The following is a 24,802-nucleotide window of genomic DNA, read 5'->3' as shown; positions in this document are numbered from 1 at the left end:
GGGCGGTCGGATAGGATGACCGCCCTCGGGGGTGGGATGCGTTGACGCGCCCCCCGCGGCCGCCCGGACGGGGAATCAGCGAGCAGGAGGTACCGCGCGGTGAGCGCTGCCGTCAATGCGACCAGCAGACGGCGCAGAGCGGCGGGCCGCAGACGCGGAACGGGCGAGCCCGTTCCGGCGATGCTGCTGCCGGCACCGCCCACTTCGCAGGAGAAGTACAGCTACACCATCCGCCACCAGTGGGTGCTGACGCTCTGTTCGATGGTGAGCTTCGGTTGCCTGGTGGTCAGTCAGGCGGAGCTGTACTCCCTCGGGTCGTGGTTCTGGCTCTGCGTGCCGTTCCTCTTCTTCACGGTCGTCTACTACGTGGTGTCGCTGCGCGTGAACAGCTTCACGCCCAACTTCGACGTCAAGGAGCACCGCCGGCTGGTCCGGCAGTGGAACCCCGCCGAGTACCCGACGGTGGACGTGTTCCTGCCGGTCTGCGGCGAGCCGATCGAGGTGCTGCACAACACCTGGACGTATGTGCGGAAGATGGCCGAGCACTACCCGGGCCTGGTCATGCCGTACGTGCTGGACGACGCGGCGAGCCCCGAGGTCGAGGCGATGGCCGCGGACTTCGGCTTCCGCTACGGCGTGCGGGAGAACCGCGGCTGGTTCAAGAAGGCCGGCAACCTGCACTACGGCTTCGGCCGCTCGGACGGCGAGTTCATCCTGATCCTTGACGCCGACTTCGCGCCCCGGCACGACCTGCTGCACGAGGTGCTGCCGTACCTGCGCCGGGACCCGAAGCTGGGCATCGTGCAGTCCCCGCAGTTCTTCCGGGTGCTGGACTCGCAGAACTGGGTCGAGCGCGGCGCCGGCGCCATCCAGGAGCTCTTCTACCGCTCGGTGCAGGTCGCCCGGCAGCGCAACGACGGCGCGATCTGCGTCGGCAGCTGCGCGGTCTACCGGCGGGCCGCGCTGGTGGAGAACGGCGGCACCACGCTGATCGCCCACTCCGAGGACGTGCACACCGGCTTCGACCTGCGGGCCCTGGGCTGGGACCTGCAGTACATACCCGTGGCCCTGTCCACCGGCGTCTGCCCGGACAACGCCGCGGCGTTCCAGAACCAGCAGTACCGCTGGTGCATGGGCTCGATGTCACTGATGACCAGCCGCAAGTTCTGGCACACCAAGCTCGACTTCACCACCCGGCTCTGCTACGTCTCCGGGTTCCTCTACTACATCCACACCGCGCTGCTGACCTTCGCGCTGCCGATGCTGCCGATCATGCTGCTGCTCTGGCGGCCGGACCTGCTGCAGGTCCAGCACCTGGTCCTGGTCCTGCCCAGCCTGGTGTACGCCACCGTGATCTTCCCGCTCTGGCACCGGGCGCCGTACCGGCTGGAGGCCTGGGCGGGCCGGATGATGTACGGCTGGGCGCACTTCTTCGCGGTCTGGGACCTGGTCCGGGGCCGCCAGCGCGGCTGGCAGCCGACCGGCTCCAACAAGGCCAAGAACCGGCAGCGCCGGTTCTGGACCGGCGTCGTCGTCTGGGGCGGGGGCACCGCGCTGACCTGGGTGGTCGCGGCGGTCTACCGGATGTTCACGCTGTACCCGCTGGACTTCGCCCTGGTGCTCTCCTCGGGCCTGTTCTACGCGGTGACGGTCGGCCGCATCCTCATCCAGCCCCGATCCCAGGACGCCGTGGCATGAGCCTCCCCACCCGCACCGCCGGCGCCGGCCGCCGGGCGCGTGCCGCCCTGTTCCGCGCCCTCGCGGCGGCCCTGCTGGTGCTGCCGCTGGCCGCCTGCGACCTGCTCGCCCAGGAGCCGCTGGGCCCCGCGGCGGCGGCCGGCCCCAGCGCCGCGCCGTCCGCCGGGGCCACCGCGAGCGGCACCGCCGGCGCCACCCCGGCGGCGCCGACGCGGACCGCCACCCCCGACGCCGCGCTGCCCTACGACGTCCGCCCGCTGCTCAAGCCGGCCAAGAAGTACCTGGGCGTGGCCGTCGACGGCGCCCCGGCCTCGATGGCCGGCGTCGACGAGTTCGCCGGACGGATCGGCAAGCGGCCGAACATCGTCGAGTACTACTCGGGCTGGGGCGACGAGTACGACGTCAAGGGCGTGACCAACGCGTGGCAGGGCGGCGCGCTGCCGTTCATCGCCTGGGAGCCCTACAAGACGCCGCTGGCCGACATCGCGGCCGGCAAGCACGACGACTACGTCAAGCGCTACGCGGCGGCCGTCCGCAACACCAATGTGCCGGTCGCGATCAGCTTCGCCCACGAGTTCAACGGCACCTGGTACGACTGGGGCACCAAGACCACCACGGCGGCCGACTTCGTCGCCGCCTACCAGCACCTGCACGACGTCTTCACCCAGCTCGGCGTCGGCCAGGTGATCTGGGTCTGGAGCCCGAACAGCATCAACCCGGTGCCGACGGTGGCGCTCAAGCCGTACTACCCCGGCGACACCTACGTCGACTGGGTGGGCATCGTCGCCTACTACACCCACCTGGAAGCCGGCACCTTCGACACCCTCTACACGCCCACCCTCAACCAGATCCGCACCTTCACCGACAAGCCGTGGATCATCGCCGAGACGGGCTCCGAACCGGGCACCCGCAAGGTGTCCGACATCTACAACCTCGCCGCGAACGTGATCAAGCGTCCGGACTGCCTGGGCTTCATCTGGTTCAACCTCAACAAGGAGGTCGACTGGCGGATCGAGGGTGACCCGCAGTCCCAGAACGCCTTCAAGCAGGCGGTGTCCGACGGCCGCTACAGCTTCGATGTGAAGAGCCCCTGATGACGTCCATCCCCACGCCCCGCAACCCCCTCGCCGAGGACGCGCCGGTCCGGGTGCCCGACACCGGCGGCTCGTGGTTCGAGAGCCGCCACTCCTCGCCGCAGCAGGAGGAACGGCCCGGGGGCGGTGTGCGGTTCACCGACCACCCGGGCGACGACGACCCCGACGAGGACGAGCCGGGCGTCGGCGGCCCGGAGGGCGGCGGCCCGGCCGAGGAGGCCCCGGCCGACGGCGGCCTGCCCGACGGCCGCCTGCCCGACCCCGACGGCCCGGACGGCTCCGACCGCGACCGGCCCGAGGGCCCCGGCTACACCCTGCCGCCGGTGCCCGAGGCCAGCTGGACGCTCGACTCCGGCCGCCGCCGCTCGTGGATCAGCCGCGCTCTGCTGCTGGGCATCCTGCTGATCCAGACCGCGATGTCCGTCCGGCTGTCGAACACCGCGTTCCAGGACGAGGCGCTCTACATGTACGCCGGGCACGCGCAGCTCTCGCACTGGCTCTACGACACCCCCCTGCCGAAGGACTACAACACCTACTTCTCCGGCGCGCCGACCCTGTACCCGATCGCGGCCGCGGTGCTGGAGAACCACTTCGGCATGCTCGGCGTCCGGCTGTTCAGCCTGTTCTGCATGCTGGGCTCGACCGCGCTGCTCTACGGCTTCACCCGGCGCCTGTTCAACGAGCGGGTGGCGCTCGGCGCCGCGGCGATGTTCGCGGTGACCCAGTCGACCGTGGTGCTCGGCTTCTTCGCCACCTACGACGCCCCGGCGGTGCTGCTGCTCGCGCTGGCGATCTGGATCGTGGTGCGCACCGACCGGGCGCCCGCGTTCGCCGTGCTGCTCGCCGCGCCGTTCGCGGTGCTGGCGGTCGGGCTGAAGTACGCCTCGGCGCTCTACCTGCCCAGCCTGGTGCTGCTGGCGGTGCTGACCGGGCGGCGGGACAAGAACCGCCAGCCGCTGCTGCGCGGCGTGCTGCTGGCGGTCGGCGCGGGCGGCCTGCTCTGGCTGGGGATGACCTTCACGGACGTCCTCAAGGGCGTGCAGGCGACCACCACCCAGCGCGCGCACGGCACCGAGCCCTGGACCGAACTCGCACGCCAGTGCGTGGAGTTCGGCGGCCTGATGTTCGTCACCGCGGTCGGCGGCGCGGTGTCGTACGCGCTGCGCGGGCGGATGAACGAGTCGCCGCTGGTGCGCACGATGACCGGCCCCGGCCGGCGCCGGCGGATCCTGCTCGGCCTGCTGCTGACCGGTACCGCGCTGCTCGCCCCGGCCTACCAGGTGCACCTCAACACCTCGGTGGCGCTGTACAAGCACCTCGGCTTCGGCCTGCTGTTCGCCGCGCCGATGGCCGGCATCGGCCTGGCCCGGCTGGTCGGCCCGCACTTCCGCCACCCGCAACTGGGCATCCTGCTCTGGGTGGTGACGCTCGCCCTCGGGCTGAGCCAGTCGACCTGGCGGTTCGACACCTGGCCCGACTCCACCCGGATGACCGAGGTGGTGCGCCAGCACGTCACCAGCACCGGCCGCTACCTCGCCTCGGCGGACAACGTCCCGGTCTACTACACCAGCGACCTGACGCTGCAGAGCCAGTGGACGTCCACCTACGGCATCGGGTACGTCGACGGGGCGGGCGCGCTGCACACCGGCGACGACGGCTACCGGACCGCGATCGCCGACGGCTGGTTCGACCTCGTGGTGCTCGACGGCGTCGCCACCCCGGACACCGACCGGGTGGTGGCCGAGGCGATCGCCCGGAGCCCGCACTACCGGCTGCTCGGACGCATTCCCTTCACACACGTCGGTGGAACCGGGTACTACCGGATCTGGGTCAAACAGTAGCGATGACCACCCCGATCCAGGCGGCGGACGGCCCGGCGAACCTGCCGCCGGAGCCGGGCCACCCGCCGAAGCCCCCGTTCCCGCCCGTGCCGGCCGCGCCGCCCGCCCCGGCGGTGCCGCCGGGCGCCGCCGTGCGGCCGCAGGCCGTGCCCGACACCGACGAGCAGGCCCCGCCGTGGCGCGCCACGCTGGGCGTCGCCCTGCCGCCGGTGCTGCTCACCCTGGCGCTCTGCCTCTACGGCATCGGGGACCGCCAGCTCTGGCGGGACGAGCACGCCTCCTGGTGGGCGGCCACCCTGTCCTGGTCCGACCTCGGCGCGCTGCTCGGGAACATGGACCTGGTGCTGGCGCCCTACTACGTGCTGCTGCACCTGTGGATCGCGGTCGCCGGCGACTCCGAGGCAGCCCTGCGGCTGCCCTCGGCGCTCGCCATGGCCGCCGCCGCCGGCTGCGTGGCCCTGCTCGGCAGGCGCCTGCTCTCGCCGCGGGCCGGGCTGCTCGGCGGCCTGCTGTTCGCCGTCTGCCCCGCGATCACCTGGTACGGCCAGGACGCCCGGCCGTACGCCTTCGCCGTGCTGGCGGCGGTCGGCAGCACCCTGCTGCTCGCCCGGCTGGTCCAGGAGCGCCCCGGGCCGGTGCCGGCCGCGCCGCGCACCGCCGTGCTCCTGTGGGCCGGCTACGGGCTGACCGTCGTCGCCATGGGGCTGACCCATGTGGTGACCCTGATGGTGCTGCCCGGCCACCTGCTGCTGGTGGCCCGCGAGTTCCGCCGCACACCGGCCGCGCCGGACGACGGCGGCGCCCGCTGGGTGCTGCCCGGCCGGTGGGCGCTGGCCTCGGCGGGCGCGGTGCTGCTGCTGAGCCCGCTGCTGCTGCTCGGCGCCGGGCAGAGCGGGCAGATCGCCTGGAACGAGCGGGACTGGGACGACCTCGGCACGCTGGTCACCGACCTGGCCGGGTCCGCCGCGTTCGGCTGGACCCTGCTGGTGGTGGGCGTGCTGGGTGCGGCGAGCCTGCTGGTGCTGCGCCAGCAGGGCGCCGGCCCGCTGATCTGCTGGGCGCTGCTGCCGGTGCTGCTGACCCTGGGGACGGCGCACTGGCTGCACCTGTTCCTCGCTCGCTACCTGCTCTTCACGGTGCCCGCCTGGGCCCTGCTGGGCGCCGAGGCGGTCGGGCGGCTGCCCGGCCTGGTCGCCCGGTTCACGGCCTCCGGGACGCCGCCGCGCTGGGTGGCCGGCCCGGCCCCGCTGGTGGCCGCCGTCGCGCTGGCCGCCGTGCTCGCCTGGCCCGCCCAGGCCACCGTCCGCGACGACCTGGCCGGCGAGGCGGACGCCCGGGCCGCCGCCCGGCTGATCACCGGGGACCTGCGCCCGGGCGACGGCGTGGTGTACGAGCCGGGCAGCTCGCTGCGCCGCTCGCTGGCCTACGAGCTGCGGGGGCGCCCGGCGCCCGCGGACGTGCTGCAGCGGGTCTCCGCCGAGCAGGCCGGCAGCTTCGGCGCGCTGGAGTGCGAGGAGCCGGCCCGCTGCCTGGCCGGCACCCGGCGGGTCTGGCTGCTGGTGGCCGGCGACGACCGCCGGCCGTTCGGCGCCGTCACCGACAAGGTGGCCAAGGAGCTGAACGGCTTCCGCCCGGTCCGCACCGAGAAGCTGCCCCATCTGCGCCTGGTGCTGCTGGAGCGCAAGGCCGGGTGAGCGGTCAGAAGGCCAGGCTGTAGACCATCAGGTCGACGCCCGGGACCGGTGACCAGTCCCGCTGCGGGGCGCGGCGGAAGCCCACCCGCTCGTAGATCCGGTGCGCGGTGGTCATCTCCCGCTGGGTGGAGAACGCCATGCCGGCCAGGCCCAGTTCGCGGCTGCGGGCGAGCGCGGCGCGCACCAGGGCCTCGCCGGCGCCCCGTCCGCGGGCGGCCGGGGCGGTGGCGAGCATCCGGATCTCGCCCTCCGCGGGGGTGGCGATGTCCGCCCACGCGGTGCCGCCGACCGCGAAGGTGACGGTGCCGAGGACCGTCCCGTCGGCCGCGTCCACCGCGACCAGGAGTTCGGCCTCGGCGGCCCGGGTGGCCGCGTCGCGCAGCCGGTGCACGTACGCGCCCTCGGGCGAGGTGAAGCCGTCGCCGACGAAGGCCTCGACGGTTATGCGGCCGGCTTCCTCGAACTCCTCGGCGCGGGCCGGGCGGATGACGATGTCCATCCGGTCAGTGTGCCGGAATCGCGCGGTACGGCGCTGAGCGGGGTGCGGGCCTCCGCTTCGGCGACGGGAGCGGTCACGGCGGCGGTCACGGTGGTACGGACGGCGGCGGGGTCGGCGGACGGACGGAGCGAGGCGGCGGGCAGGGTGCCGTAGAGCCGGTCGGGCAGCGCGGGGTCCTCGGGGTAGCCGCCCGGACGGTGCCAGTTGTCGCGTCCGGTGGCCTTCTGCCGCGCCACCTCGCGTCCGATCAGACCGCCGAGCAGGCCGAAGCCGCCGACGGCCCCGAGCAGGGCGAGTGCGCTGGCGAGCGTGTCGGAATCCATGGCTCCACTCTCCCGGCGGCGCAGGTCCGGGGCGAGTGGCAGGAATGCCCGATCACCTCGAAAAACTGCCAGCGGGCGGGCTACCCTGGCGGCATGCTGAAGAACGTCGTGGCCGTCGTCATGGAGGACATCCACCCCTTCGAACTCGGCGTCGCCTGCGAGGTGTTCGGGCTGGACCGGAGCGAGGACGGGCTGCCCGCGTACGACTTCGCGATCGCCGGCGCCCGTCCGGGCCCGCACCGCACCCACGCCGGCTTCGCCATCGACGTCCCGCACGGTCCCGAACGGCTCGCCGCCGCCGACCTGGTGGTGGTCACCGCCTCCTCGCTGCGCGGCGACTACCCGGAGCCGCTGCTGGAGGCGCTGCGGGCGGCCGTCGAGGGCGGCGCCCGGGCGCTGTCCATCTGCAGCGGGGCCTTCGTGCTCGGTGCCGCCGGGCTGCTGGACGGCCGCCGGGCCACCACGCACTGGCGGTACACCACCGAACTGGCCGCCCGCCATCCGAGGACCACCGTCGAGCCGGACGTCCTCTACGTGGACGACGACCCGGTGATCACCTCCGCCGGCACGGCGGCCGGCATCGACGCCTGCCTGCACCTGGTGCGCAAGGCGCAGGGCGCCGAGGTGGCCCGGGGGATCGCCCGGCGGATGGTGGTGGCGCCGCACCGGGAGGGCGGGCAGGCCCAGTTCGTGCACCGGCCGCTGCCGGAGGGCGACGGTGAGTCGCTGGCCCCGCTGCTCGACTGGATGCGCCACCACCTGGACGAGGAGTCGACCGTCGAGCAGCTGGCCGCCCGGGTCCACATGTCGCCGCGCACCTTCGCCCGGCGCTTCCACCAGGAGACCGGCACCACCCCGCACCGCTGGCTGATCGGGCAGCGGCTGCTGCTCGCCCAGCGGCTGCTGGAGTCGACCACCGAGCCGGTGGACGCCATCGCCGCCCGCTGCGGCTTCGGCAACGCGGCCACCCTGCGCCACCACTTCGGCCGCCGGCTGGGCACCACGCCGCTGGCCTACCGCCGCTGCTTCGCCGAGCCCGCCGCGGCGGTCGCCACCCGGGTCTGAGCCCCGGCGCCCCGGGGGACGCTCAGTCGGTGTCCTCCAGGTGCCCGGTCTGGTTCCACCGGTCCGGCCGCAGCCGGCCGCCCTCGGCCCGCCAGACGCTCGCGGAGCAGTTGCGCACCGGCTCCAGCGCGGTCAGCTGTTCCTCGGTGAGCCGGTCCAGCACGTAGCGGAGCATCAGCACCGTGCAGTCGTGGGCGACCAGCAGCACCGGCCGCCCGGCCTCCTCCGCGCAGATGTCGCGCAGCACGCTGCGCACCCGCAGCGCCACATCGGCCCAGGACTCGCCGCCGGGCGGGCGGTAGTACAGCTCGCCCATCTTCCGCCGCCGGGCGGCCTCCCCGGGGTGCCCGGTCTCGATGGCGGCCTTGGGCAGCATCTCCAGGATGCCGAGCTCGCGGTCGCGCAGCCGCTCGTCGTAGCGGACGGCCAGCGAGACCGGGACGGCGCCGAGGCCGGCGGCCTGGGCGAGCGCGATCCGGGCGGTCTCGGCGGTGCGCACGTAGGGCGAGCACCAGACGCTGCGCGGCCGGTCGGCGCTGGGCAGGCCGGCCCACCAGCGGCCGAGCGCGTGGGCCTGCTGCTGGCCGTGCAGGGAGAGCGGGATGTCCGCGTCCCGGCTGCTGATCGGCACGCTGAGCGCGCCGGCCGCCTCGGCGAGCTGGAACTCGACGTTGGCGGTGGACTCGCCGTGGCGGGTGGCGATCAGGACGGAGGGGACGGGGGGCGCCCCGACGGCCGCGCCGGGCGCGAGGGCGCCGGCGGTCCGGTGCGGGGCGGTCGGCCGGTGCCGTCCGTCGGTGTGGTGCTGGCCGTTGCGGGTGGTGCCGAGTTCTGCCATTGCCGCCGCTCCCCGTGGGTCGATCAGTTGCCGGCCGGTTGCCGGTCCGGTCTGGTTGGTGCCCTGAGTGTGGTGCCCCATGCACACGGCTGTTCATACATATGATCGCGCCGCCCCCTCCAGTGTTGACGGAGGAGACGGCGCGACCACAGGGCGCGTGGGGCGTATCAGTGCGCCGCCACGGGCTCCGGCGCGTCCTCGGGCTCCTCGTCGCCGCCCTCGGCGCTGTAGTCACCCGGCCGGGTCTCGTCCGGACCGTCCGGCGCCTTGACAGCGCGCAGGACCAGCGTGAGCGCCACCGAGACCAGCAGGTTGAGGACGAAGGCGGTGAGCCCGATGTAGCCGATCTCGCCGATGCCGGGGATCTCGGCGGCGTTCCCGCCGAAGTGCTTGGTCTTGGGGCTGGCGATCCCGTAGGCCTCCCAGGTGCCGTAGACCATGCCGGCCGCCCAGCCGGCGAGCAGCGCCCAGTGGTGGAACCAGCGGGTGAACAGGCCGCCGACGATCGAGACGAAGGTCTGCAGGATCCACAGGCCGCCGAGCAGCTGGAGGTTGATCGCCGCCTGCTTGTCCATGCCGAGCACGAAGACCAGCGCGCCGACCTTGACCAGCAGCGAGACCAGCTTGGCGATCCGGGTCTCGTCGGCCGGGGTGGCGGAGGGCCTCAGGTACTCCTTGTAGACGTTGCGGGTGAACAGGTTCGCCGCCGCGATGGACATGATCGCCGCCGGCACCAGCGCGCCGATGCCGATCGCCGCGAAGGCGACGCCGGTGAACCAGTCGGGGAACATGTTCTCGAACAGCTGCGGCACCGAGAGCTGGGTGTTGAAGTTCTTGTCGCCCTTGCCGATCCCGGCCGCGATCGCCATGAAGCCGAGCAGTGCCAGCAGCCCCAGCATCAGCGAGTACGCGGGCATGATCGCCATGTTCCGGCGCACCGTGTTGCGGGACTTGCTGGCCAGCACGCCGGTCACCGAGTGCGGGTAGAGGAACAGGGCCATCGCCGAGCCGAGCGCCAGCGTGGCGTACGTCCACTGCTTGTTCTCCGGCAGGGTGAGCGAGCCGGCCGACTTGGGGGCGCTGAACCGCTCGCCGACCGCGTCGAAGATGTGGCCGTAGCCGCCGAGCCGGATCGGGATGTAGATCACCGCGACGATGATCACCAGATAGACCAGGGTGTCCTTGACGAAGGCGATCAGCGCCGGCGCGCGCAGCCCCGAGGAGTAGGTGTACGCGGCGAGCACGCCGAAGGCGATGAACAGCGGCAGGTCCTTGACGAACCAGTTGGCGCTCTCGCCGCCGCCGACGCCCAGCACGTCCAGCACCGCCTGGATGCCGACCAGCTGGAGCGCGATGTACGGCATGGTGGCGAGGATGCCGGTGAGCGCGACCACCAGCGACAGCGGCCGGGAGCCGTAGCGCCCGCGTACGAAGTCGGCCGGGGTGACGTAGCCGTGCACCCGCGAGACCGACCAGAGCCGGGGGAGGAAGAGGAAGACCAGCGGGTAGGCGATGATCGTGTAGGGGACGGCGAAGAAGCCCGCGGCGCCGGTCGCGTAGACCGCGGCGGGGACGGCGACGAAGGTGTACGCGGTGTAGAGGTCGCCACCGAGCAGGAACCAGGTGATCCACGTCCCGAAGCTGCGCCCGCCGAGCCCCCACTCGTCGAGGTGGAGCGCGTCGTCGGCGCGCCGCCACCGGGAGGCGAGGAAGCCCATCACGGTGACCAGTGCGAAGAAGAGGACGAACACCGTCAGCGCGGGCACGTTGACCCCGTTCACCGGGCGCCACCCGCCTTCCGCGCCCGGGCGGCCCGGCGGGCCTTCTCGTCCCGGGTGATCAGCAGGTAGGCGGCGACCGTGAAGACGGCCGAGACCGGCACCCAGAGCAGCTGGTACCAGTAGAAGAAGGGGACGCCGCCCACTTCGGGGTCGGGCTTGTCGTACGAGCCCACCCAGAGCATCGCGACGATCGGCACCAGCAGGGCGAGCGCGGCCAGGACCCGCTCGGGGGTGATCGCCGGGAGGCCGCGGCCCCCGGGCTCGTCTGGCTCGGGCATGACAGGTCGGTCGGTGAGGTCTGACGACATGGTTCGGCTCCGCTTCGGAGGGCTCACCTCGCCGGCGCCGCAACCCCCGGGGAATCGCGCGCCCCCGTGAGTCCGCCGAGCAGCACCACTGGTGATCGGCAGTCAGTACGGATGCGGAATCTAGAGCATCGGGTGATCCGTGTCACTGGATCCGGGACAACTTCCCGCCATCCGGATCCTCCGCGCGCCGGGGGAACGCGACGGGCCCCGGCGCGCGCCACTCGCACGCCGGGGCCCGGAAGCGCGGACGCGCCGGGTCGGACTACTCCGGCCGCTTGAGCCGGGTGATGAACTTGTAGCGGTCGCCGCGGTAGATGGAGCGCACCCACTCGACCGGGTCCCCGTCCGGGTCGAAGGAGTGCCGGGAGAGCTGGAGCATCGGCAGGCCGAGGTCGGAGCCGAGCAGCCCGGCCTCGCGGGGGTTGGCGAGGGTGGTCTCGATGGTCTCCTCGGCCTCGGCCACGGTCACCCCGTAGACCTCGCGCAGCGCGGTGTACAGCGAGTTGTGCTTGGCCAGATTGCGGCGCAGGGCCGGGAAGCGCTTGGCGGACAGGTGGGCCACCTCGATGGCCATCGGGTCGCCGTTGGCCAGCCGCAGGCGCTCGATCCGCAGCACCCGGCCGCCGGGCTTGATGTCCAGCAGCGGGGCCAGCCGGTCGTCGGCGGAGATGTAGCCGATCTCGATCAGCCGGGAGGTGGGCTCCAGGCCCTGGGCCCGCATGTCCTCGGTGTAGGAGGTGAGCTGGAGGGCCTGGGCCACCTTGGGCTTGGCGACGAAGGTGCCCTTGCCCTGGATGCGCTCCAGCCGCCCCTCGACGACGAGCTCCTGCAGGGCCTGGCGGACCGTGGTGCGGGAGGTGTCGAACTGCGCCGCCAGCGCGCGCTCCGGGGGGACCGGGGTACCGGCGGGCTGGGTCTCGGTAAGCTGCAGCAGATGGCGCTTGAGGCCGTAGTACTTCGGCACCCGGGCGGTCGGGTCCGTGCCGCCCTGGGGGGCGGGATTCCTCGCCTGGGGGTCGTTGACCTGGGCCGTGCTGCCCCCGTCGCTGCTCATCGGACCTGTCTCCACTTCTCGCAGAGCTCTCGCGAAGCCCCACCACATCATTAACGGCTCACATCGTTGCATGTATGGCTACGGAACGAATACCTCATCACGCGATGAACGATGTGCGGTGTCGGCTTGATAACGGGTGGTCCGGATCGGACGAACAGCCGTTGACAGGCCCATTGGTCTAGGCCAAGCTCCAGGCATCTGGTCTACACCACTAGGCCGGTCACTATGAATCCCCCCACCCGTTCGATGGAGTCCGCGGCACCATTCCTCCCACTGTGTGTGGGTATGCCGCTGCCACCCGACGGGGGTAACCAAGGCATCCCTCAGGAGGATGGCGTGAAGCGTCAGCTCATCGCGGCGGTCGGCGTCGCGGCCATGGTTGTTGGTCTCGCGGCCTGCGGCTCGGACGCCAAGAAGGACGAGAACACGAACGCGTCGGGCAACTCGTCCGCTGCCGCCGGTAAGTACAACGGCAAGACGCTCAAGGTGTGGCTGATGTCCGGCTCCGCCCCCAAGGGCTGGGACGAGGCGGTCAAGACCGAGTTCGAGACCACCTACCCGGGCTCCAAGGTCGAGTACCAGATCCAGGAATGGACCGGCATCGGCCCCAAGGTCACCGCCGCGCTGTCCGAGGGCTCCGTCGACGTCCTGGAGGTCGGCAACACCCAGACCGCCGGCTACGCCGCCACCGGTGGCCTGCTGGACATCACCAAGGACAAGGCCGCCATCGGCGGTGCCGACTGGGCCGCCAACCAGAGCGAGTCCGCGATCCTGGACGGCAAGCAGTACGCCGCCCCGTGGTTCGTCACCAACCGCGTGGTCTCCTACAACAAGGACCTGTGGGCCAAGGCCGGCCTGACCGCCACCCCGAAGACCCTGGAGGAGTTCTACACCTCCCTCGAGAAGCTCAAGGCCACCGAGGGCGTCGTCGACCCGCTCTACATGCCGGGCCAGGAGTGGTACGTCTACTTCGGCCTGCTCACCAGCGAGGGTGGCAAGCTGGCGAAGAAGGAGGGCGACAAGTGGGTCGGCGGCCTGTCCAGCCCTGAGGCGCAGAAGGCCTTCGAGACCTACAAGAAGATCCAGAGCTTCTCGACCACGGGTCTCAAGGACAAGGACGAGGCCAAGCCGCAGCAGAAGGACGTCTTCGGCGCGGGCAACGTCGGTGCGATCATCGGCCTCGGCTGGGAGCTCCCGGACGAGAAGGCCATGGCCAAGGACAAGATCGGCTTCTTCCCGCTCCCGGGCAAGACCGCCGACAAGCCCTCCGGCGTGTTCCTCGGTGGCTCCAACCTGGCCATCGCCCAGGCCAGCAAGAACACCGACATGGCCAAGGACTTCCTGAAGATCGCCCTGAACGACAAGAACGAGGGCGCCGTCGCCGCCGCGGGTCTCATCCCGAACAAGGCCTCGCTCAACGACAAGGTCGTCGGCGACTTCGCCTCCGCCGCGAAGCTGGCCTCCGGTGTCGGTGGCATCACCCCGACCACCCCGAACTGGGCGGCCGTGGAGAACGACCCGAACCCGATCAAGGAGTTCCTGACCGGGGCCCTGACCGGCGACTACAACGCCGCGGCCAAGAAGGCGGACGAAGAGATCGCCAAGCGCCTGAACGCCAAGCAGTAAGCAGTCGAGCGGCGTCGCTCACCGGCTCCCGGCGGGGAGCCGGTGAGCGGCGCCTGTCCGTCGTGGTCGGGTTGTTAGGAAGAGAGAACGATGGCTGTGCATTCGGAGCGGGTGCAGACACAGTCCCCGGATTCAGGGAAGGCTGCTGTGGCCACTATTGAGACGGGTGCCGCACGCGGTGGCGGCTCCGGCACCCCGAAGAAGAGCACCAGACCGGCGGACGGCCGGAGCCTCGGCTCCCGGTTCGCGCCGTACCTGCTGCTCCTGCCGGCCACCCTGGCCACCTTGGGCCTGCTGGGCTGGCCCCTGCTGAAGACCGTCCTGGTGTCGTTCCAGAACCTGAACGCGCGCCAGCTCGTCCAGCACCTGACCGAGTGGAACGGCTTCGAGAACTACACCGAGCAGCTGTCCGACCCGGAGTTCTGGTCGGTCACCGGCCGGTCCGTCGCGTTCACCGCGCTCAACGTCTTCCTGATCATGGTGGGCGGCGCGCTGGTCGGCCTGCTGCTCAACCGGCTCGGCAAGAAGATGCGGCTGCTGCTGTCGATCGGCCTGCTGCTCGCCTGGGCGATGCCGGTGGTCGCCTCGACCACCGTCTACACCTGGCTGTTCGAGGCCCGCTTCGGCGTCGTGAACTGGATCCTGGACGCCCTGGGCTGGCACTCGATGGCCGCCTACAACTGGACCAGCACCCAGTACTCGACCTTCTTCGTGATCCTCCTGCTGCTGGTCTGGGGCTCGATCCCGTTCGTGGCGTTCAACATGTACGCGGCGCTGACCACCATCCCGAAGGAGCTCTACGAGGCCGCCCGGATGGACGGCGCCGGCCCGGTCAAGATCTTCACCTCGGTGATGTTCCCCAACCTGAAGCCCTTCTTCCTGGCCACGACGTTCCTCGAGGTCATCTGGATCTTCAAGGCGTTCACCCAGATCTACGCGATCAAGGCCGGCGGCCCCGACGGGCTCACCCGCACGCTGCCGATCCACGCCTTCCTCGAGGGCTCCGGCCGCCAGCACTACGGCACCGGTGCCGCGATCGCGGTGCTCACCATCCTGATCCTGGGCGTCCTGATGGCGTACTACTTCCGGATCATTCTGAAGCAGGAGGACGAGCTGTGAGGCGCTCGCTCATCGGACGCACCTGGCCGAACGTCATCGCGGTCGTCCTCTTCGTCTTCTTCGTGTTCCCCGTCTACTGGATGATCAGCACGGCCTTCAAGCCGACGAAGGACATCGTCAGCGCGACGCCGGTGTTCGTCCCGTTCGACGCGACCCTGGAGCACTTCAAGACCGCGGTCAACGTCCCGAAGTTCTGGACGTACACCGCCAACAGCTTCATCGTCACCGTGCTCGCGGTGGCCATCTCGCTGGTGATCGCCACCCTGGCGTCCTTCGCCATCGCCCGGATGAAGTTCCGCGGCCGCAAGACCTTCGTCCTGGTCATCATGGCCGCCCAGATGGCGCCCTGGGAGGTCATGACCATCGCGGTCTACCTGATCTCCCGCGACAACGACATGCTGAACAGCCTCGTCCCGCTCACCGCCTTCTACATGATGATGGTGCTGCCCTTCACCATCTGGACGCTGCGCGGCTTCATCGCCGCGGTGCCGAAGGAGCTGGAGGAGTCGGCGATGGTGGACGGCTGCACCCGCACCCAGGCCTTCGTGAAGGTGATCTTCCCGCTGCTGGCGCCGGGCCTGATGTCCACCTCGCTGTTCGGCTTCATCACGGCCTGGAACGAGTTCCCCCTCGTCCTGATCATCAACAAGACCGACGGCCAGACCCTGCCGCTGTGGCTGTCCTCCTTCCAGACCGCCTTCGGCAACGACTGGGGCGCCACGATGGCGGCGTCGACGCTGTTCGCCCTCCCGGTGCTGATCCTGTTCGTCTTCCTGCAGCGCAAGGCGGTCGGTGGCCTCACCGACGGCGCCGTGAAGGGCTGATCCCCCGTGAGCATCCTCATTCCCACCCTCCCGGCCTCGGACCAGCTGCACCGCGACGCGCTGACCGTCCTGCAGCCCGGCTTCGTCGGCACCGAGCCGCCGGAGTGGCTGCGACGCCACCTGGCGGCCGGTCTGGGCTCGGTCGCGCTGTTCGACCGCAACGTGGCCGACCTCGGCCAGCTCGCCGCGCTCACGGCCGCGCTGCGGGCCGAGAACCCCGACCTGCTGATCGCCATCGACGAGGAGTCCGGTGACGTCACCCGGCTGGAGGCGGGCTCCGGCTCGTCCTGGCCGGGCAACCTCGCCCTCGGCGCCATCGACGACCCGGCGCTGACCCGTGACGTCGCCCGCGAGCTGGGCCGCGCGCTGGCCGCCGCCGGCGTCAACTACAACTGGGCGCCCACCGCGGACGTCAACTCCAACCCGCGCAACCCGGTCATCGGCGTGCGCTCCTTCGGCGCCGACCCGGAGCTGTGCGCCCGGCACACCGCCGCCTGGGTGGAGGGCCTGCAGTCGGCCGGTGTCGCGGCCTGCTCCAAGCACTTCCCGGGCCACGGCGACACCGCGGTCGACTCGCACCACGGCCTGCCGGTCATCGACGTCGACCTGGACGTGCTGCGCGCCCGCGACCTGATCCCGTTCCAGGCCGCGATCGCCGCCGGCACCAAGGCCGTGATGACGGCCCACATCATGATCCCGGCGCTCGACCCCAAGCTGCCCGCCACGCTCAGCCCGGCCGTGCTGCGCGACCTGCTGCGCGCGGCCCCCGAGGACGGCGGCCTGGGCTACCAGGGCCTGATCGTCAGCGACGCGATCGAGATGGGCGCCATCGCCGACACCTTCGGCATGGGCGAGGGCACCGTGCTGGCCCTGGCGGCCGGCGCGGACGCGATCTGCGTGGGCGGCGGCCTGGCCGACGAGGACACCGTGCTGATGCTGCGCGACGCCATCGTGGCGGGCGTGCAGTCCGGCCGGCTCCCGGAGGAGCGGCTCGCCGACGCGGCCGCCCGGGTGCGCGCGCTCGGCAGCTGGGCCCGGATCGCGGCCCAGGGCGAGCGGCCGGAGGCGGACCTCGCGGTCGGCCTGCGGGCGGCCCGCCGGGCGCTGCGGGTGGTCCGCGCGCCGGGCCGGGAGGTGCTGCCGGTGACCGAGCGCCCGTTCGTGGCCTCGTTCTCCTCCGAGCCGAACATCGCCGTCGGCGACGTCACCCCGTGGGGCGTGGCCGGCATGCTGGCCGACCGCTTCCCGGGCACCCGGACCCGCGAGGTCGGCTCCGAGGCCGCCGAGGCCGGCGTGCTGGACGCGGTGGTGTCCGAGGTGCTGGCCGAGGCCGCCGACCGCCGCCTGGTGCTGGTGGTCCGCGACGCCCACCGCCACGAGTGGATGACGGCCGCGCTGGCCCGCCTGGTGGCGGCCCGTCCGGACGCCGCGGTGGTCGAGATGGGCCTGCCGCAGTCCGAGCCGGTCGGCGCGCTGTACATCGCCACCCACGGCGCCGCCCGGGTCTGCGGGCTGGCCGCGGTCGAGGTGCTCACCGGGCAGCCGGGGGCGATCGGCTGAGTCCTCGTCGGACGTCACACCGGGTGCCCGGAGGCACCTGTTCCAGCGGGCCCGTCATGCGCATGTCGCATGGCGGGCCCGCTGCGTTCCGCGTCCCGTGAACGCCGTGTGACCTGCGGCTTCGCGAGATGACGATGTTCCCTCAAATCGTCCTTAAGGCAGCCTTAAGTTCTACTTAGGGTGACCACGGAGCGACTGATCGCCACGGGGTACAACAGGTCTGCAACGGCCTTGGCCGCCAGGCCATTTGGCGTTGACACCAACTGTGGTCTAGGCCAGGCTCCAGTCCATCCGGTTCGAATTTCAATTCAGCCGGATGTGGTATTGGCCCACCCCTGCTCTTCGCCGCCCCTCCCCGGACACCGTTCCGTCGGGCGCCGCGCGCCGCCGGCGGGCACAAGCTCTAAAACACCCTCGGAGGATGGCGTGAGAAAGCGTCGGTTCATGGCGACGGTCGGCATCATGGCGCTGGCCGCCGGACTGACGGCGTGTTCCTCGGGTGGCTCGGCGTCAGACGGCGCCAAGACCGCCTCGGCGGACCCGAAGGCCGCGACCGGCACCGTCACGGTCTGGCTGATGGACGACGCCCAGAAGAACTGGCCGGACCTCGTCCAGCGGGTCAACGACGAGTTCGCCGCCAAGTACCCGAAGGTGACCCTCAAGCTCGCCTACCAGGGCTGGGCCGACAAGGTGGCCAAGCTCGACAAGGCGATCACCGACGGCGGCGCCCCGGACGTGGTCGAGCTCGGCAACACCGAGACCATGAAGTACGTGCTCTCCGGCGCGCTGCTGCCGGTGGAGCGCACCAGCTTCGACAACTCCGACACCTGGATCAAGGCGCTCGCCAACACCTGCACCTACCAGGACAAGCTCTGGTGCGTGCCCTACTACGCGGGCGCCCGGGTCGCCATCTACAACTCGGCCGCCTTCCAGCAGGCCACCGGCAGCGCCGAGTTCCCCAAGACCGAGGACGAGCTGCGTGCGGCGCTCGACAAGATCGCGGACAAGAACAAGGCCGACCGGACCTTCTCCCCGATGTACCTGCCCGGCCCGTACTGGTACGCCGCGATGAGCTACGTCTCCGCGTACGGCGGCGCCATCGCCCGCTTCGACAGCAGCGGCACCTGGCACGGCACCCTGAGCGACCCCAAGTCCCAGCAGGGCATCAACCACTTCGTCGACCTGGTGCGCAAGTACAACAAGGGCGACCAGGCGGTCAACGAGCAGAACCAGTACGAGGCGATGGCCCGCGGCCACGCGGCGTCCTTCTACGGCAACGGCTACGAGGCGGCCAGCGTCGTGGCCCCGGTCACCGGTGACCCGAGCCTCAAGGACGCGGTCAAGGTCGCCACCATGCCCGGCCCGGGCGGCAAGCCGCTGCCGACCTTCATCGGCGGCTCGGCCCTCGCCGTCACCGCGAAGTCGCCCAGCGCGGAACTGGCCACCGACTGGGTCCGGATGTTCACCAGCGCCAAGTCCGAGCAGGCGCTGGCCGACAAGGACATCCTGCCGAACAACCTCACCCAGCTGAACCCGCTGAAGAACAAGCCGGCCACCGCCGCCGCGGCCAACGCGGTGCCGGACGCCTGGTTCACCCCGCTGGCCCCCGGCTGGGGCCTGGTGGAGAAGCAGAAGATCCTGCCCGACATGCTGACCGCCATCCTGCGCGGCAAGCCGGTGGACCAGGCCACCAAGGAGGCGGACGCCGCCATCGACGCGCTGATCAACAAGGCCGGCTGAGCCGACCCCGCCCCGGGACGCCGGAGCCCCTCCCCGCACCGCCGGGAGGGGCTCCGCGCCCGCCCGGACCCGCCGACCTGCCCCGATCACCTCCTCGGATGTGCCCCGGCAGGGCGGTCCCCGTAGGATTGCCGCAGCATTCACCGCAGCGAGTGTGCGGACTCGCCGCCGTAGAGGTCCCCGCCGGGCATTCCGGCCCGGTCGGGGTGGAACCATCTCATCGGAGGCCCACCCACGATGTCCGACACGCAGACCGTCCCTGGCCGGATCATGGCGGCGGAGATGGCCGAGCAGCCGGCCGTCCTGCAGCGCATCCTCGACGAGGGCGCCCCCAGGATCTTCGAGATCGCGTCCCGGATCGCCGCCCGCAAGCCGCGGTTCGTCCTCCTGACCGCGCGCGGCACCTCGGACAACGCGGCGCTGTACGCGAAGTACCTGATCGAGATCCTGCTGGGCAAGCCGGCCGGCCTGACCTCGATGTCCACCACCACCGCCTACGGTGCCAAGCCGGACCTGACCGACGTGCTGGTGATCACCGTCAGCCAGTCGGGCGGCTCGCCGGACCTCGTCGCCTCCACCAAGGCGGCCCGCGAGGCCGGTGCCATCACCCTGGCGGTCACCAACAACGCCGCCTCGCCGCTGGCCGAGGTCTCCGAGTTCCACATCGACGTGCTGGCCGGCCCGGAGAAGGCGCTGCCCGCCACCAAGACCTACACCGCCGAGCTGCTCGCCCTCTACCTGCTGGTCGAGGGCCTGCGCGGCGGCGACGGCGCGGCCGCCAAGGCGCTGCCGGAGCTGGCCGCCGGCGTCCTGGCCCGCCAGGACGAGGTCAAGGCCCTGGCCGAGCGCTACCGCTTCGCCCAGCGCCTGGTCATCACCTCGCGCGGCTACGGCTACCCGACCGCCCGCGAGGCGGCGCTGAAGCTGATGGAGACCACCTACATCCCGGCCTCCCCGTTCTCCGGCGCCGACCTGCTGCACGGCCCGCTGGCCATGGTCGACAACGTCTCCCCGGTCATCGCGATCGTCCCGGACGGCAAGGGCGGCGAGGCCCTGCAGCCGGTCCTGGACCGCCTGCGCGGCCGCGGCGCCGACCTGGTCGTGGTCGGCCAGCAGGCGCAGGTCGAGGCCGCCTCGGCGGGCTTCGCGCTGCCGGCCGGCGTGCCCGAGGAGGTGCAGCCGATCCTGGAGATCCTGCCGCTGCAGCTGCTGGCCTACGAGGTCACCATCGCCCGCGGCCAGGACCCGGACGCCCCCCGCGCGCTCGCCAAGGTCACCGAGACCCACTGACGCGCCACCGGCCGACGCCAGAGCCCCCGTCCACAGCTGTGGACGGGGGCTCTGGCGTTCGCCCGCTCGCCTCCGGGGCGGGCCGCTTCGAAGCGGCAACGGGTCCGGAAAACACTACGGGCCACGGCGCCGACACGGGACCCTCAACCCATGCGGCACCGCAGCCCGGAGCTGTCGTCGGTCACCGGTGACGATCGAGAACTGTGCGGGGTCCTCGTTCGGCGGCGTCCGACCGAGGAGGGGCAGCGCGCGGTCAGGGCAGTTGCGCGGGGTGCCTCTCCTTGGTGCCCTTTCATTGTGGACTAGACCAATCTGGGTTGTCCAGGCCTGCCCGAAAATTGGTCTGGACAACCTGGTGTCCGGGCGCGCGGCGCACGTGGGCGGGGGTGCGCGGGGCCCGTTCGCACCCCCCTGGAGCTACGCTCGCCCTGTGCCCTCGCTGAACGAACTCGTCCGCCGCCACACCACCCTGACCGGTGCCGATGTGGAGTGGCTGCACATGCTGGTCTCGGAATGGCAGCTGCTCTCCGACCTGTCCTTCGCCGACCTCGTGCTCTGGATCCCCACCTGGGACGGCATCCGGTACGTCTCGGTCGCCCAGATGCGCCCCAACACCGGCCCGACCTCCTACCAGGACGACATGGTCGGCCACCTCGTCCCGCGCGGCCGCCGTCCGCTGCTGGACGCCGCCTACGACGAGGGGCGGATCGTGCGCGAGGGCGACCCGGAGTGGCGCGAGGAGGTGCCGGTGCGGGTCGAGTCCATCCCGGTGCGGCGCGAGGGCAAGGTGCTCGGCGTGATCGCCCGCAACACCAACCTGCTGACCGTGCGCACCCCCAGCCGGCTGGAGCTCACCTATCTGCAGAGCGCCTCCGACCTGGCCCAGATGATCGCCGCCGGCACCTTCCCCTACCCCGGCGTCGAGCAGGCCGACATGGACGCCGCGCCGCGGGTCGGCGACGGCCTGATCCGGCTCGACGCCGACGGCACCGTCACCTACGCCAGCCCCAACGCGCTCTCCGCCTACCACCGGCTCGGCCTCACCACCGACCTGGTCGGCAGCCACCTCGGCCGGACCACCGCCGACCTCGCCCCGCCCTCCCGGGCCGCCGTGCACGAGGCGCTGGTGAAGCTGGCCAGCGGCTGGGCCCCCCGGCAGACCGAGATCGAGGCCCAGGGCGGCGTGGTCACCCTGCGGGCCATCCCGCTCAAGCCCAAGGGCACCCTGACCGGCTCCCTGGTGCTCTGCCGGGACGTCACCGAGCTGCGCCGGCGCGACCGCGAGCTGATGACCAAGGACGCCACCATCCGGGAGATCCACCACCGGGTGAAGAACAACCTGCAGACCGTCGCCGCGCTGCTGCGCCTGCAGTCCCGCCGGATGGAGTCGGAGTCCGGCCGCGCCGCGCTCGACGAGGCGGTCCGCCGGGTCGGCTCGATCGCGATCGTGCACGAGACGCTCTCCCAGGCGCTGGACGAGCAGGTGGCCTTCGACGAGATCGCCGACCGGGTGCTGGCCATGGTGATGGAACTGTCCCAGGACGGCCGGGTGGCGACCCGGCGCAGCGGCAGCTTCGGCATCCTCTCCGCGGAGGTGGCCACCCCGCTGGCGATGGTGCTGACCGAGCTGCTGCAGAACGCCCTCGAACACGCGTTCGGTCCGACCGCCTCCGGCAATCTGGAGGTCAGCGCGCTGCGCGGCCGGGCGCCGGCCACCGGCATGGGCTGGTCGGACAGTTGGAACGGCGGGGCCCGGCCGGAGGAGTACCTGCTGATCACGGTGCAGGACGACGGCAAGGGCATGCCGGAGGGCTTCGACCCGCAGCAGGCGGGCAACCTCGGGCTGCAGATCGTCCGGACCCTGGCCACCGGGGAGCTGGGCGGCACCTTCGACATGGTGGCCGGCCCCGACGGGGGCACCAAGGTGGTCCTGGAGATCCCGGTGCGCTGAGGTGCGTCGAGGTGCGCGGGGGGCGTGCGTCCGGCGGGAGCGCCGGTCGCGCACTCCTTCGCCTCAGCGGGAAGGACGGAAGCGGCGGAAGAAACAGAAACGAGGCCCTGTCGACCGGGGGGGGTGGGTCGACAGGGCCTCTCAACCCGTTCCGGCCGTCGGGGGGAGTCGGCCGGAACGGGGGCTCTGGGTGGTGCGACACCAACCGGTGCGTTGCACACGGTGAGCGCCACAGCTCCACAATATTGCTCTAAGTGAACAGTATCAAGTGGCTGGGCGGGCCGGTGTCGCGAGGCCTCGTCGAGCAAGGCCCTTTGTGCGGAAGGCTTCACCAGGAGGTGCAGGGGAAGCCTGTGATCATGTGTTGATCGGTGCTGCGGTTACTGCGGGTACTGCGGCGCGTGATCAGGCGGTGCGGGCGCGGTTGCGAGCGGCACGGCGCTTCATCGCGCGGCGCTCGTCCTCGCTCATGCCGCCCCAGACGCCGGCGTCCTGGCCGGTCTCGAGGGCCCACTGGAGACACTGCTCCATGACCGGGCAGCGGCGGCACACGGCCTTGGCTTCCTCGATCTGCAGCAGAGCAGGACCGGTGTTCCCGATCGGGAAGAACAGCTCCGGGTCCTCTTCGCGGCAGACAGCGCGGTGGCGCCAGTCCATGGTCGTCCAACTCCTCCTGCCGGCGGGGGTTGCCCGGTCGGCACATCGATGGTCCTTGTGAATGTGAACGCTTTCACGAATCCCGCAACAGCAAAAGAGACCAAAGGCCCACCGGGCCCGGGAGGTCTGTGCTGAGGAAGGGATTCGGCGATTCGAGGGACACCCCGCGGTCGGCCCCCCAGGTTTCGAGGGTTGCCGTCGCTGCGATGTGTCCCGATCGCCATGTAGAGGTTCGCAAACCTCGGGCCCGGATACAACCCCCTTCAGGAAGGAATTTTGGATTCTTCGGTGTCGCCTAGCTCACAGCCGGTACTTCTATGGAGTGAAGGGGGCTTGTGCGTTCGAGAAGAAGGAGGAAGGGCCCTTCTAGTCACACAATCACACGCAGTGCCCGCCGTACGCCTGTGAAACTGACGCGACTCCTGGATCCAAGGTGGTCCCCGTCGACCTGGAACGGGACCGGTTCCTCTGAAACCAAGGTGAAGTGACGGACGTCGTGATAGGAGACGACATGCTTCCCGGAAGGGCCGGCCGACGCGCCTCCATCGCTCGAAGGACCGTGCGACCGCAGGATCTGACGGACCGTTCGAGCAGTGCCGAACGCCGTCATCCGGGTGATGCCGAAGACGTCGAGATCGGAGTCGAAGGATGCGCGCGGCGAGGGGTAGACCGGGCGGTTGCCCAGGAACGTCCACGGCGAGGTGTTGCTGACTATCGCCAGCACCAGGCCCGGCACCGGCTCGCGGCCGGCCAGCTCCAGTGAGACCGGGCCTGATCTGCGCTGCTCACGTTGGGTGACGAAGTGGCGGAGCGCCTGGGTGACGTAGAGCGCGTGGGTGGACTTGCGCCCCGCCCGGCGCTGCTCCTCGACCCGGCCGACCACCCCGGCGTCGAAGCCCAGGCCGGCGGTGAAGGTGAACCAGCGGTCCGGCAGCCCCTCGGTCATCGCCTTGCCCAGCCCGATCCCGCGCTCGCGCCGGTGCTCCAGCGCGTCCAGCAGCGCGCCGGTCGCCTCCACCGGGTCGTTCGGCAGGCCCAGCGCGCGGGCGAACACATTGGTCGAACCGCCGGGCACCACGGCCAGCCGCGGCACCCTGTCCCCCGGGCCGTGCGAGAGCAGCCCGTTGACCACCTCGTTCACGGTGCCGTCCCCGCCCAGCGAGACCACCAGGTCGACTGTGCCGTCCTCGGCCGCCTCGCGGGCCAGATCGCGCGCGTGGCCGCGGTACTCGGTCTGCGCCACCTCCAGCTTGAGGTCGCTGCGCAGGGCGTGGATCAGGACGTCCCTGGTCCGACCGCTGGTGGTGGTCGCTTTCGGATTGACGACCAGGAGAGCGCGCATGGGCCCAGCCTACGGGGCGGTACGGACCAACCGGCGGCTACCCTGCTGGAGTGACCGCAGAATCCTCCGCACCCGTACCCGCGCCCGGCTCCGACCGGCCGGCCGCCCTCACCCTGGGCGCCGCCATCACCGCCGTGGAGGGCGCCGTGCTGGCCGTCGTCGGCGTCTGGGACATGGTCGCCGCCCTGTCCGGCGAGTCCAAGCAGCTCGCCCTGAACGAGTTCGGCGGACTGGTGATCGTGCTGCTCGGCGTGGCACCGATGCTGGCCGCCCGGGCGCTGCTCAGGCTCCGCCGCTGGGGTCGCAGCCCGGCCGTGCTGACCAACTCGATCTGCCTGCCGGTGGCGTACTACATGTGGCAGAGCGGCGGGGCGATGGCCGCGGTCGGGGTGGGCGTCGGCCTGCTCGGCCTGGTCGGCATCGGCGCGCTGCTCAGCCCGAAGGCGACGGCGGCCCTCTACGCTCCGCACGAGGGCTGAGCGCGGAGGGCCGCCGCCT

At 71.5% G+C, this 24,802-nt stretch carries 21 protein-coding genes; 13 read left to right on the top strand and 8 right to left on the bottom strand.

The window, feature by feature from the left end; translation table 11 throughout:
• Window positions 1-180: 180 nt before the first annotated feature.
• Genes ABTX81_RS25845 through ABTX81_RS25830 form a run of 4 tightly spaced genes read left to right on the top strand, consistent with a single transcriptional unit; the run spans window position 181 to window position 6,327 of the window.
• Window positions 181-1,698, top strand: a complete 1,518-nt coding sequence (locus ABTX81_RS25845) for a glycosyltransferase family 2 protein (RefSeq protein WP_350549815.1) — start codon at window positions 181-183, stop codon at window positions 1,696-1,698.
• The gene (locus ABTX81_RS25840) at window positions 1,695-2,792 is read left to right on the top strand and encodes a glycoside hydrolase family 26 protein (protein ID WP_350549813.1); all 1,098 of its coding nucleotides are present in this window, start codon (window positions 1,695-1,697) and stop codon (window positions 2,790-2,792) included. The genes ABTX81_RS25845 and ABTX81_RS25840 overlap by 4 nt, the downstream gene beginning before the upstream one ends.
• Window positions 2,792-4,633 (top strand): ArnT family glycosyltransferase, encoded by a 1,842-nt coding sequence (locus ABTX81_RS25835; protein WP_350549810.1) that lies wholly within the window; start codon window positions 2,792-2,794, stop codon window positions 4,631-4,633. The genes ABTX81_RS25840 and ABTX81_RS25835 overlap by 1 nt, the downstream gene beginning before the upstream one ends.
• Window positions 4,634-4,635: 2 nt before the next feature.
• The gene (locus ABTX81_RS25830; RefSeq protein ID WP_350549807.1) at window positions 4,636-6,327 is read left to right on the top strand and encodes a glycosyltransferase family 39 protein; all 1,692 of its coding nucleotides are present in this window, start codon (window positions 4,636-4,638) and stop codon (window positions 6,325-6,327) included.
• 4 nt (window positions 6,328-6,331) lie between these two features.
• Here the strand turns inward: ABTX81_RS25830 and ABTX81_RS25825 are convergent, their stop codons facing one another.
• Together ABTX81_RS25825 and ABTX81_RS25820 are read right to left on the bottom strand one after the other, a co-directional pair.
• Window positions 6,332-6,826, bottom strand: coding sequence for a GNAT family N-acetyltransferase (locus ABTX81_RS25825; protein ID WP_350549804.1), 495 nt, complete (start codon window positions 6,824-6,826; stop codon window positions 6,332-6,334).
• Window positions 6,769-7,149 (bottom strand): hypothetical protein, encoded by a 381-nt coding sequence (locus ABTX81_RS25820; protein WP_350549801.1) that lies wholly within the window; start codon window positions 7,147-7,149, stop codon window positions 6,769-6,771. The genes ABTX81_RS25825 and ABTX81_RS25820 overlap by 58 nt, the downstream gene beginning before the upstream one ends.
• 93 nt (window positions 7,150-7,242) lie before the next feature.
• On the opposite strand from ABTX81_RS25820, the gene ABTX81_RS25815 reads away from it, so the two are divergent.
• Complete coding sequence (locus ABTX81_RS25815) at window positions 7,243-8,214, top strand: helix-turn-helix domain-containing protein (protein ID WP_350549798.1); 972 nt, start codon at window positions 7,243-7,245, stop codon at window positions 8,212-8,214.
• Between the two features lie 22 nt (window positions 8,215-8,236).
• Here ABTX81_RS25815 and ABTX81_RS25810 read toward each other — a convergent pair whose 3' ends face one another.
• The 4 genes from ABTX81_RS25810 to ABTX81_RS25795 form a co-directional block, all read right to left on the bottom strand.
• Entirely contained in the window at window positions 8,237-9,052 is an 816-nt protein-coding gene (locus ABTX81_RS25810; RefSeq protein WP_350549795.1) for a histidine phosphatase family protein, read from the bottom strand.
• A gap of 167 nt (window positions 9,053-9,219) precedes the next feature.
• Window positions 9,220-10,770 carry a monocarboxylate uptake permease MctP gene (mctP, locus tag ABTX81_RS25805; protein ID WP_502892862.1) on the bottom strand — a complete coding sequence of 517 codons (1,551 nt, stop codon included), beginning with the start codon at window positions 10,768-10,770 and terminating at the stop codon, window positions 9,220-9,222.
• Window positions 10,771-10,829: 59 nt separating this feature from the next.
• The gene (locus ABTX81_RS25800; RefSeq protein ID WP_350549790.1) at window positions 10,830-11,111 is read right to left on the bottom strand and encodes a DUF3311 domain-containing protein; all 282 of its coding nucleotides are present in this window, start codon (window positions 11,109-11,111) and stop codon (window positions 10,830-10,832) included.
• 292 nt (window positions 11,112-11,403) lie between these two features.
• On the bottom strand, window positions 11,404-12,195 hold the full coding sequence (locus ABTX81_RS25795) for a GntR family transcriptional regulator (RefSeq protein ID WP_350549787.1): 792 nt from the start codon (window positions 12,193-12,195) through the stop codon (window positions 11,404-11,406).
• A 336-nt stretch (window positions 12,196-12,531) separates the two neighbouring features.
• On the opposite strand from ABTX81_RS25795, the gene ABTX81_RS25790 reads away from it, so the two are divergent.
• The 7 genes from ABTX81_RS25790 to ABTX81_RS25760 all read left to right on the top strand — a co-directional run bounded on the left by ABTX81_RS25790 (window position 12,532) and on the right by ABTX81_RS25760 (window position 22,305).
• Window positions 12,532-13,821: an extracellular solute-binding protein gene (locus tag ABTX81_RS25790; RefSeq protein WP_350549784.1), complete on the top strand. Its 1,290-nt coding sequence runs from the start codon at window positions 12,532-12,534 to the stop codon at window positions 13,819-13,821.
• A gap of 90 nt (window positions 13,822-13,911) precedes the next feature.
• A complete protein-coding gene (locus tag ABTX81_RS25785; protein ID WP_502892855.1) occupies window positions 13,912-14,940 on the top strand; it encodes a carbohydrate ABC transporter permease in 1,029 nt (342 codons plus the stop codon).
• Window positions 14,937-15,764: a carbohydrate ABC transporter permease gene (locus tag ABTX81_RS25780; protein WP_350549781.1), complete on the top strand. Its 828-nt coding sequence runs from the start codon at window positions 14,937-14,939 to the stop codon at window positions 15,762-15,764. Before ABTX81_RS25785 ends, ABTX81_RS25780 begins: the two co-directional genes overlap by 4 nt.
• 6 nt (window positions 15,765-15,770) lie before the next feature.
• Window positions 15,771-17,324, top strand: coding sequence for a glycoside hydrolase family 3 protein (locus tag ABTX81_RS25775; RefSeq protein ID WP_350549778.1), 1,554 nt, complete (start codon window positions 15,771-15,773; stop codon window positions 17,322-17,324).
• 444 nt (window positions 17,325-17,768) lie between these two features.
• Complete coding sequence (locus ABTX81_RS25770) at window positions 17,769-19,064, top strand: extracellular solute-binding protein (RefSeq protein WP_502892861.1); 1,296 nt, start codon at window positions 17,769-17,771, stop codon at window positions 19,062-19,064.
• Between the two features lie 237 nt (window positions 19,065-19,301).
• Complete coding sequence (locus ABTX81_RS25765; protein ID WP_350549773.1) at window positions 19,302-20,354, top strand: SIS domain-containing protein; 1,053 nt, start codon at window positions 19,302-19,304, stop codon at window positions 20,352-20,354.
• A 430-nt stretch (window positions 20,355-20,784) separates the two neighbouring features.
• On the top strand, window positions 20,785-22,305 hold the full coding sequence (locus tag ABTX81_RS25760; RefSeq protein ID WP_350549770.1) for a sensor histidine kinase: 1,521 nt from the start codon (window positions 20,785-20,787) through the stop codon (window positions 22,303-22,305).
• 405 nt (window positions 22,306-22,710) lie between these two features.
• Here ABTX81_RS25760 and ABTX81_RS25755 read toward each other — a convergent pair whose 3' ends face one another.
• Both ABTX81_RS25755 and ABTX81_RS25750 read right to left on the bottom strand, forming a co-directional pair.
• Window positions 22,711-22,962, bottom strand: a complete 252-nt coding sequence (locus tag ABTX81_RS25755) for a WhiB family transcriptional regulator (RefSeq protein ID WP_014138019.1) — start codon at window positions 22,960-22,962, stop codon at window positions 22,711-22,713.
• Between the two features lie 370 nt (window positions 22,963-23,332).
• Window positions 23,333-24,304, bottom strand: coding sequence for a diacylglycerol/lipid kinase family protein (locus ABTX81_RS25750; protein WP_350549767.1), 972 nt, complete (start codon window positions 24,302-24,304; stop codon window positions 23,333-23,335).
• Between the two features lie 50 nt (window positions 24,305-24,354).
• Here ABTX81_RS25750 and ABTX81_RS25745 point away from each other — a divergent pair, with 50 nt between their 5' ends.
• Entirely contained in the window at window positions 24,355-24,783 is a 429-nt protein-coding gene (locus ABTX81_RS25745) for a hypothetical protein (RefSeq protein WP_350549765.1), read from the top strand.
• Window positions 24,784-24,802 lie beyond the last annotated feature (19 nt).

The sequence above is a fragment of the Kitasatospora sp. NPDC097605 genome (assembly GCF_040302725.1).
In the GTDB taxonomy this organism is placed as follows: domain Bacteria; phylum Actinomycetota; class Actinomycetes; order Streptomycetales; family Streptomycetaceae; genus Kitasatospora.
Note: the sequence above shows the minus strand (reverse complement) of the source record. Positions and strands in the feature narration are given on the sequence as shown.

Bases quoted from the DNA above. Each gene is read 5' to 3' on its own strand.
- ABTX81_RS25845 (WP_350549815.1), top strand. From the start codon at position 181: ATGCTGCTGCCGGCACCGCCCACTTCGCAGGAGAAGTACAGCTACACC.
- ABTX81_RS25840 (WP_350549813.1), top strand. From the start codon at position 1,695: ATGAGCCTCCCCACCCGCACCGCCGGCGCCGGCCGCCGGGCGCGTGCC.
- ABTX81_RS25835 (WP_350549810.1), top strand. From the start codon at position 2,792: ATGACGTCCATCCCCACGCCCCGCAACCCCCTCGCCGAGGACGCGCCG.
- ABTX81_RS25830 (WP_350549807.1), top strand. From the start codon at position 4,636: ATGACCACCCCGATCCAGGCGGCGGACGGCCCGGCGAACCTGCCGCCG.
- ABTX81_RS25825 (WP_350549804.1), bottom strand. From the start codon at position 6,826: ATGGACATCGTCATCCGCCCGGCCCGCGCCGAGGAGTTCGAGGAAGCC.
- ABTX81_RS25820 (WP_350549801.1), bottom strand. From the start codon at position 7,149: ATGGATTCCGACACGCTCGCCAGCGCACTCGCCCTGCTCGGGGCCGTC.
- ABTX81_RS25815 (WP_350549798.1), top strand. From the start codon at position 7,243: ATGCTGAAGAACGTCGTGGCCGTCGTCATGGAGGACATCCACCCCTTC.
- ABTX81_RS25810 (WP_350549795.1), bottom strand. From the start codon at position 9,052: ATGGCAGAACTCGGCACCACCCGCAACGGCCAGCACCACACCGACGGA.
- mctP (WP_502892862.1), bottom strand. From the start codon at position 10,770: ATGGGCTTCCTCGCCTCCCGGTGGCGGCGCGCCGACGACGCGCTCCAC.
- ABTX81_RS25800 (WP_350549790.1), bottom strand. From the start codon at position 11,111: ATGCCCGAGCCAGACGAGCCCGGGGGCCGCGGCCTCCCGGCGATCACC.
- ABTX81_RS25795 (WP_350549787.1), bottom strand. From the start codon at position 12,195: ATGAGCAGCGACGGGGGCAGCACGGCCCAGGTCAACGACCCCCAGGCG.
- ABTX81_RS25785 (WP_502892855.1), top strand. From the start codon at position 13,912: ATGGCTGTGCATTCGGAGCGGGTGCAGACACAGTCCCCGGATTCAGGG.
- ABTX81_RS25770 (WP_502892861.1), top strand. From the start codon at position 17,769: ATGGCGACGGTCGGCATCATGGCGCTGGCCGCCGGACTGACGGCGTGT.
- ABTX81_RS25765 (WP_350549773.1), top strand. From the start codon at position 19,302: ATGTCCGACACGCAGACCGTCCCTGGCCGGATCATGGCGGCGGAGATG.
- ABTX81_RS25755 (WP_014138019.1), bottom strand. From the start codon at position 22,962: ATGGACTGGCGCCACCGCGCTGTCTGCCGCGAAGAGGACCCGGAGCTG.
- ABTX81_RS25750 (WP_350549767.1), bottom strand. From the start codon at position 24,304: ATGCGCGCTCTCCTGGTCGTCAATCCGAAAGCGACCACCACCAGCGGT.